Annotated in this window: 8 protein-coding genes and 1 pseudogene; 3 read left to right on the top strand and 6 right to left on the bottom strand. The window is 42.9% G+C overall.

The genetic code is table 11. The annotated features are described in order from the left end of the window. Together GNF10_RS38135 and GNF10_RS33925 are read right to left on the bottom strand one after the other, a co-directional pair. A pseudogene (locus GNF10_RS38135) lies at positions 1-243 on the bottom strand (DUF948 domain-containing protein); the annotation flags it as partial. Positions 244-257: 14 nt separating this feature from the next. Beyond that, positions 258-881, bottom strand: a complete 624-nt coding sequence (locus GNF10_RS33925) for a hypothetical protein (RefSeq protein ID WP_185580534.1) — start codon at positions 879-881, stop codon at positions 258-260. Positions 882-1,097: 216 nt separating this feature from the next. Here GNF10_RS33925 and GNF10_RS33920 point away from each other — a divergent pair, with 216 nt between their 5' ends. Continuing rightward, positions 1,098-1,529: a hypothetical protein gene (locus tag GNF10_RS33920; protein ID WP_012410571.1), complete on the top strand. Its 432-nt coding sequence runs from the start codon at positions 1,098-1,100 to the stop codon at positions 1,527-1,529. A 223-nt stretch (positions 1,530-1,752) separates the two neighbouring features. Here GNF10_RS33920 and GNF10_RS33915 read toward each other — a convergent pair whose 3' ends face one another. The 3 genes from GNF10_RS33915 to upp all read right to left on the bottom strand — a co-directional run bounded on the left by GNF10_RS33915 (position 1,753) and on the right by upp (position 3,242). Further along, entirely contained in the window at positions 1,753-2,031 is a 279-nt protein-coding gene (locus tag GNF10_RS33915; RefSeq protein ID WP_012410570.1) for a YggT family protein, read from the bottom strand. A gap of 129 nt (positions 2,032-2,160) precedes the next feature. Continuing rightward, the gene (locus GNF10_RS33910) at positions 2,161-2,514 is read right to left on the bottom strand and encodes a hypothetical protein (RefSeq protein WP_185580535.1); all 354 of its coding nucleotides are present in this window, start codon (positions 2,512-2,514) and stop codon (positions 2,161-2,163) included. Between the two features lie 77 nt (positions 2,515-2,591). After that, positions 2,592-3,242, bottom strand: coding sequence for a uracil phosphoribosyltransferase (upp, locus tag GNF10_RS33905; RefSeq protein ID WP_185580536.1), 651 nt, complete (start codon positions 3,240-3,242; stop codon positions 2,592-2,594). A gap of 627 nt (positions 3,243-3,869) precedes the next feature. On the opposite strand from upp, the gene crtH reads away from it, so the two are divergent. Together crtH and GNF10_RS33895 are read left to right on the top strand one after the other, a co-directional pair. After that, on the top strand, positions 3,870-5,360 hold the full coding sequence (gene crtH, locus GNF10_RS33900; protein ID WP_185581812.1) for a carotenoid isomerase: 1,491 nt from the start codon (positions 3,870-3,872) through the stop codon (positions 5,358-5,360). Positions 5,361-5,782: 422 nt separating this feature from the next. Continuing rightward, the gene (locus GNF10_RS33895) at positions 5,783-6,187 is read left to right on the top strand and encodes a hypothetical protein (protein ID WP_012410566.1); all 405 of its coding nucleotides are present in this window, start codon (positions 5,783-5,785) and stop codon (positions 6,185-6,187) included. Positions 6,188-6,384: 197 nt separating this feature from the next. Here the strand turns inward: GNF10_RS33895 and GNF10_RS33890 are convergent, their stop codons facing one another. Then, the gene (locus GNF10_RS33890) at positions 6,385-6,576 is read right to left on the bottom strand and encodes a hypothetical protein (protein WP_185581813.1); all 192 of its coding nucleotides are present in this window, start codon (positions 6,574-6,576) and stop codon (positions 6,385-6,387) included. Positions 6,577-6,660 lie beyond the last annotated feature (84 nt).

The raw sequence follows: 6,660 nt of genomic DNA, 5'->3' as shown, positions 1-6,660 counted from the left end.
AACGGAGTTCAAAGACTCATTAACGGAGTTCAAAGACTCATTAACGGAGTTCAAAGACTCATTAACGGAGTTCAAAGACTCATTAACGGAGTTCAAAGACTCATTAACGGAGTTCAAAGACTCATTAACGGAGTTCAAAGACTCATTAACGGAGTTCAAAGACTCATTAACGGAGTTCAAAGGCTCATTAACGGAGTTCAAAGGCTCATTAACGGAGTTCAAAGGCTCATTAACGAGTATCAAAGACTCAATAAGATTTACTCAGCACTCCTCTTCTGCGGCCAATGCCAGTTATAGCGATTCCATTCGTAGATTCCTTGAATTTCATACTCAGCGCCGTTGAAGAAGCGGACGACGCAGTTAGTAGAGAAATCATCACCGTTGCTAATTTCCTCGACCTTAATCACCATACAAGGAAACCATTCGCGCTTACAAGGCCCATCTTTTTGCACCCATTCCCATAGTGCATTGGAAACTTCAATGCGATCGCCTACTCTTAACTTTAGTGCATCCTCAAAATAAGAATACTTATCAAAATGGCATGACTCGACCCGATTCAGCCATTGCAAACCGTAGCGTTCCCGAATAAATTGTACTGTTCCAGAGTCGTTTTCTAGCAGCCAGTCGTTGAGTAATTGCACTTTCCAAGTGCGGTTGCGCTGTTCTTCATCTTTAACAAACTGTAAAAATGCTTCTAATTCCTCTGGCGTAAGTTCGTCTAAAGGATTAGCAATATCTGATGCCCTAAAGGTGGAATTTCCCTGAATTTGCTCGACCACTTGCAGTAAAATCTGTTTCTGCGTGTCAGTGAGAGGACAGCTTGCTGCATCACAATCATTAAAGGCTGCGAGCATAGATGCTTCAATCTCATCTGGAGTCATAAGTTAATCGCAATTGAGGGTTTATTTCCCTAATTATTACTTTTTCTAGAGTATGTAGGGGAGTTTTGATACTCCTATGCGGATATCACAAGAATCCTACCTCTGATAACAGTGGCTACAAAAGGTTAAATTAAAGTCTTCAATCCCGTTGTAGTTAAATTCAGGTAAGCTGAGGTTATAAGTTACATATTTTTGGATTAAGTAACGGGGTCTTGTATGCGGTTGCGGTCACTCACGGTCGTTTTTATTTCCTGTCTTATCGCCTTGCTATCGTGGGTGATTACTCCCCCTGCTATAGCTTTGACACAGATTAAATTATTTGATGTTTCTTATAAAGATTGTCCACCAGAACTGGCACAAGGGGCTGTTATCAGTAGTGGTAGCGCGGCTGCCAATTGTTTTATTGTCATTGGCAAAGCAGAAAATGGCACTAATAAAACAGTCTACGACGCAGATATTTTTGGACGCATCTATGATGCCAACAATGACTCAGTGATGCAAAACCGCACTCGATTAGGTTCTATTACTGAAGTGCCGCCAGGGATTAGTGATTTTCAACTGAGAATTACTGTACCAGCAAATCAACCGACTCCGTTGAAGCTGAAGCAGTTTAAGGCTGCTGGATTTAGTGGTCAAGTGCGTAGGTAACGCATTTAATTTGCATAACTAATGTCCACCCTACAAGAAATTTATTTTTGGCGGATACAAATTAAAAGATTTTTAGCTTACCAATTTTAGATTTGAGATTTAGGAGCCAGTGCGTTAGTCCGCACAACAAAAGGTTTTCCAATCAGTATTTTACACGTAATAAAAATTATAGAGGCGTGAATTTTAATTCACGCCTCTACAAAAGTTTTTATTGGGGTAGCAATCAAAATCCTTGCGCGAATGGCAAACGAGCTAAGGTTCTCAGAAGATCGCCAGCTAAGTTGAGTGCTAAGAAAGCTAAGATCGGAGAAAAATCCATGCCGCCCAATGGGGGAATAATTGAGCGGAATAGATTCAAATAAGGATCGCTGATCTGGGCTAAAGCGGCAAATGGCTGGTTATACCAGTTGATTGTCGGGAACCAGGTCAACAAAACCCGGATAATTAGCAAATAGCTATAAAAGGTGACAAAGGTAACTAGTGTCGTAATCAGTAAACTCATAGATGGCTTGGTTTCCTACTAAGTGTCAAACGCGGTCTTATCTTTACTAATTTTAATTTAGTCTATGTCATGGAGTTTGCAGATTTGCTACTGGCCACACAAGACATTTTCACCACGCCGGAACTAATTTCAGGAGTCTTTAGTGAGGGTGCGATCCTTGCTGGCTTGGGGTGAATCGCCATTTACATTTCCTAACTGCTTTCGCACATCATCAATTGTGGCATTTAGCTGGGCAATTTTATCTTCTAGCGATCGCCTAGCCGTTTCTATGCCGATGCTCTCACTCTCTGAGGCTTTCATCTGACGGCGCTTTGCTGCTATTTTCTTCGCTTCCACTTGGCTATCCGTCAGTTCTACCTCGTCGTCTGCTAGCAATTCTGGATTGCGTCGAGAAGCAATCAGTGCGCCGATAACACCACCAAATACGCCACCGACAAAGGCCCCTGCTAAAAAACCACTGCTAAAACCATCTCGTTGACTCATATCTTTACCGCCTTCAACAAACCTTGCAACTTTTACAGTAGTTATGCTATCTTTATCTCCCCTAGCTGCATACTAGCTTAAGTCCCAAATGTGCGATCGCCTGCATCTCCTAATCCCGGTACAATAAACCCTTTACTGTTCAGCTTTTCGTCAATAGTAGCGGTGTAAACTATTAAACCTGGATAAGCTTCACTCAGTTTTTGCAAAGCTGGTGGAGCCGCCACTACGCAAACAATCCGGGTCAGGGAAGGATCGGCACCCCGTTGTGTTAATTCTGCCATTGTAGCCATAATCGACCCTCCTGTTGCCAACATGGGATCGGTAATTAACACTCGCGTTTGGGGGTCAAATTGTTCTGGCAACTTGTTCAGATAACAATGAGGTTGCAGTGTTTCTTCATCTCGCGCCAAGCCAAGATGGTAAACCGATGCTAAAGGTAATAAAGTCTGCGCTCCTTCAAGCAATCCTAGTCCAGCCCGCAGAATCGGTACTACTGCTACTGGTATTTGCGGATCGATCACAGTTGCAGGACAGGTATCCAAAGGAGTCTGCACTGTTGTTTCTTGGGTCGGCAACCAGTCTCGCGCAGCTTCATAAGTCAGCCATCTTCCCAACTCAGTCATGGCGCTGCGAAATAAGACTGAAGGCGTGCCTGCATCACGGGCGACTGCCAGCCAGTGTTTGATCAGGGGATGGGGTGGAACATAAACGCGCAATTGTAGCGTCATAGCCAGAAATAGGCGACTTTTTATTGTACAAGAACTGAAACACCATAATACTCTTTCCTGCATCCGGCTGACCAAAAGGCAGGGGAGCAGGGGGCAGGGCGCAGGGGGGAAAAAGTCTGGAATTCCGCAGCAATCAAGGGTTTCAATCCTCTAAAATTATTTATGCTCAAGACACAAACATTTATTACTCTCCGAGAAGCCGCTACGCTTCTATGAGACGCAACGCACGGGGTTTATACGTCCTGATTTCAAGACCCTAAACTTTTTAATGAGGTTCTCCCCCTAGCTAGAAAGCTTCCTGCCCTTTTTCCTGTTCGTTGACAGCTAAAATTAATCCTCTCGAATTTATTGAGAAATTATTTCATTAGTAGTTGACATCTATTCTCAATCAAAGCTATATTATTATCCAGTGTTCTCCTCTCTTTTAAGGATCGGCAGACGGGATTGGCCAGCAGTAGCAGGCTCGTCCCTCTTTTTTTTGATTGGTCATTGGTCATTTGTCATTAGTTAAATTAAATATTGATTGACTCTAGACAAAGGACAAATACTTCTCTAAGAGACGCTACGCGTTAGCGGAGCCTTCGCTTTAGCGATACGCTCAGTACAAATGACAAAGGACTAAGACTAATGACTAATGACGCAATCGTGATTGGGTCTGGTATTGGCGGATTAGTAACAGCAACCCAACTAGCCGCTAAGGGGGCGAAAGTGCTGGTGCTGGAACGTTATTTGATTCCAGGTGGTAGCGCAGGTTATTTTGAACGCCAAGGCTATCGATTTGATGTTGGTGCATCGATGATTTTTGGGTTGGGACAAAACGGCACTACAAACTTACTCACCCGCGCTTTGGCAGCTGTGAATGTTAGCCAAAATGCGATCGCAGATCCGGTACAGATTCACTATCACCTACCCCAAGGCTTAGACCTGAAGGTTGATCGGGTTTATGAAAAATTTTTGCAAAATCTTATTGCTCATTTTCCCCATGAAGAAAAAGGGATTCGTCGTTTTTATGACGAATGCCAAAAAGTATTCAAGTGTCTCAACAGCATGGATTTACTATCGTTGGAAGAACCTCGGTATTTACTGGGGGTATTTTTCCAGCATCCTTTGGCGTGTCTCGGTTTAGTTAAGTATCTGCCCCAAAATGCTGGGGATTTTGCCAGACGCTACATCAAAGATCCCAAACTATTAAAATTTATCGATATGGAATGTTATTGCTGGTCGGTGGTTCCGTCAGACATGACACCTATGATTAATGCTGGGATGGTATTTTCTGACAGGCATTATGGCGGAGTTAACTATCCCAAAGGCGGAGTAGGACAAATTGCCCAAAAACTAGTGGAAGGTCTAGAGAAGGCTGGGGGTAAGATTCAGTACCAAGCTAGAGTCACGAAAATTCTCACAGAAAAAGGAAAAGCGGTAGGTGTGCAACTAGCGAATGGTAAAGTATATCTGGGTAAACGCATAGTTTCTAACGCTACACGCTGGGATACCTTTGAGCAACTACTACCAGCAAAAGAAATGCCAATTAATGAGAAAAGATGGCAACAAAATTATCAAAAATCTCCCAGCTTCTTGAGTTTGCATATAGGGGTAAAAGAGTCAGTTTTACCAGTGCGGACAGAATGTCACCATATTTTGCTGGAAGATTGGGAAAAGATGACAGCAGTGGAAGGGACAATTTTTGTTTCGATTCCCACATTGCTTGACCCAGATTTAGCGCCAAGTGGATATCACATCATTCATGCCTTCACGCCTCACTGGATTGATGATTGGCAAGAACTTTCTCCAAGCGAGTACGAAGCGAAGAAAGAAGAGGCGGCTGGGCGAATTATTGACCGCCTAGAGAAGATTTTTCCTGGCTTAGATGCTGGATTGGATTATCTAGAGGTAGGCACACCCCGCACCCATCGCCGCTTTTTGGGTCGTCAGGATGGCACTTATGGGCCAATTCCCCGGCGCAAGTTGCGGGGGTTATTGAAGATGCCCTTTAATCGCACAGCCATTCCAGGACTTTATTGTGTCGGGGATAGTACCTTTCCTGGCCAGGGATTGAATGCAGTAGCTTTTTCTGGGTTTGCTTGCGCCCACCGGATTGCTGTAGATTTAGGATTTTGATGCGATCGCAGCACCTGACTACTCAACTAAGAAAATTAAATATTAACCCAGATGAGTTAGTTTAATTATTTTGCTACCTACCTTTAGATAGATAGGGTAAACCCTATACGGCTGCTCGTCAAAAATCACTTGCTAGTAATGAAAAATAGAACTTTATATCCGAAAAATCTAAGATACATCTTTGATTTATTTTGTCAATGTGTAATCTCTAGTATCAGGGAATAAATTAGCAAGGCCTTCTCAGGGCTTAATATATATTCATGCTTTCAGTAGATGCCGTTATGACTTGATAAATGACACTATGTATATGTTCTCGAACAATAAATAGTTGCTTTGTTGTCAAGATAAAAAATCAAATTTTATCTGAACTATAGTAACTTTGGTTTTTAACCAATTGTTTGATGTTTTGAGAAGGTAACACAATGAATAAAATCCTAAAACGCACACTTCTACCCAGCCTCATGGCTGCAAGTTTAGCTGGTGTAACTTTGGTTCCTGCTAAACCGGCTGCTGCTGACGATCAAGTACTACGAGATGCAGGTATTGGGGCTGTTACCAATGTCGTCACCGGAGCCGTTAGGGGAAATGGTAGTGTATTAGGCAATGCTGTCAAAGGTGGTGTCACTGGTGCAGCTGTCAATGGTGCAAATGGTCTAAGAAACACTCGCAATCGCCGTCACCGGAACATTGGTCAAGATGTTGGAGTCGGTGCAGGCGCTAGCGCAGTGACCGGCGTAGTTACTGGCGATAGCAGAGATACCCTTGGGAATGCTGTTGATGGTGCAGCTGTAGGTGCAGCAATCCATCTACTGACCAATGGCAAATAATTCGTAAATTCCTCAGCAAAATACTTCCCAATTCTTAACAAGTTTCACTTGTTAACAGTACGAATTAATTCCTCTTCTTTTAAGATGAGCAAAAACAACCCCCTTTCCCTAGTAGGGAAAGGGGGTTGCTGGGTTACATTGGTATTGGGATATATGTCACCGTCACATTTAGATGAAGTTAGACTTAATACTAAACTCTAGCCCTTCAACGCTTTTCTAAAGTTTCGACGATAGGATTGATTCGTAATAAACAAAGCTGGCCATAGCAAGGATAAACCAATGCGATTGCTCAAAGTTTGATTAAAATTAGTCCGTCCAAATCCATTCCAAAACTTCCAAATGCCACCTCCGTAAACCCCTATCAAGCCAATAACAATTAAAGTACCCATTCCTATCAACTCCGCTAGTAACTGACAGAATTTAAGTTAAGTTTTACCACACTAGTAGTTCGCTTTCGTGACTTGACGGGGTAA

This window comes from Nostoc sp. UCD121 (genome assembly GCF_014222285.1).
In the GTDB taxonomy this organism is placed as follows: Bacteria; Cyanobacteriota; Cyanobacteriia; order Cyanobacteriales; family Nostocaceae; genus Nostoc.
The sequence above is the reverse complement of the archived record's forward strand: the minus strand, read 5'-3'. Positions and strand labels throughout refer to the sequence as shown.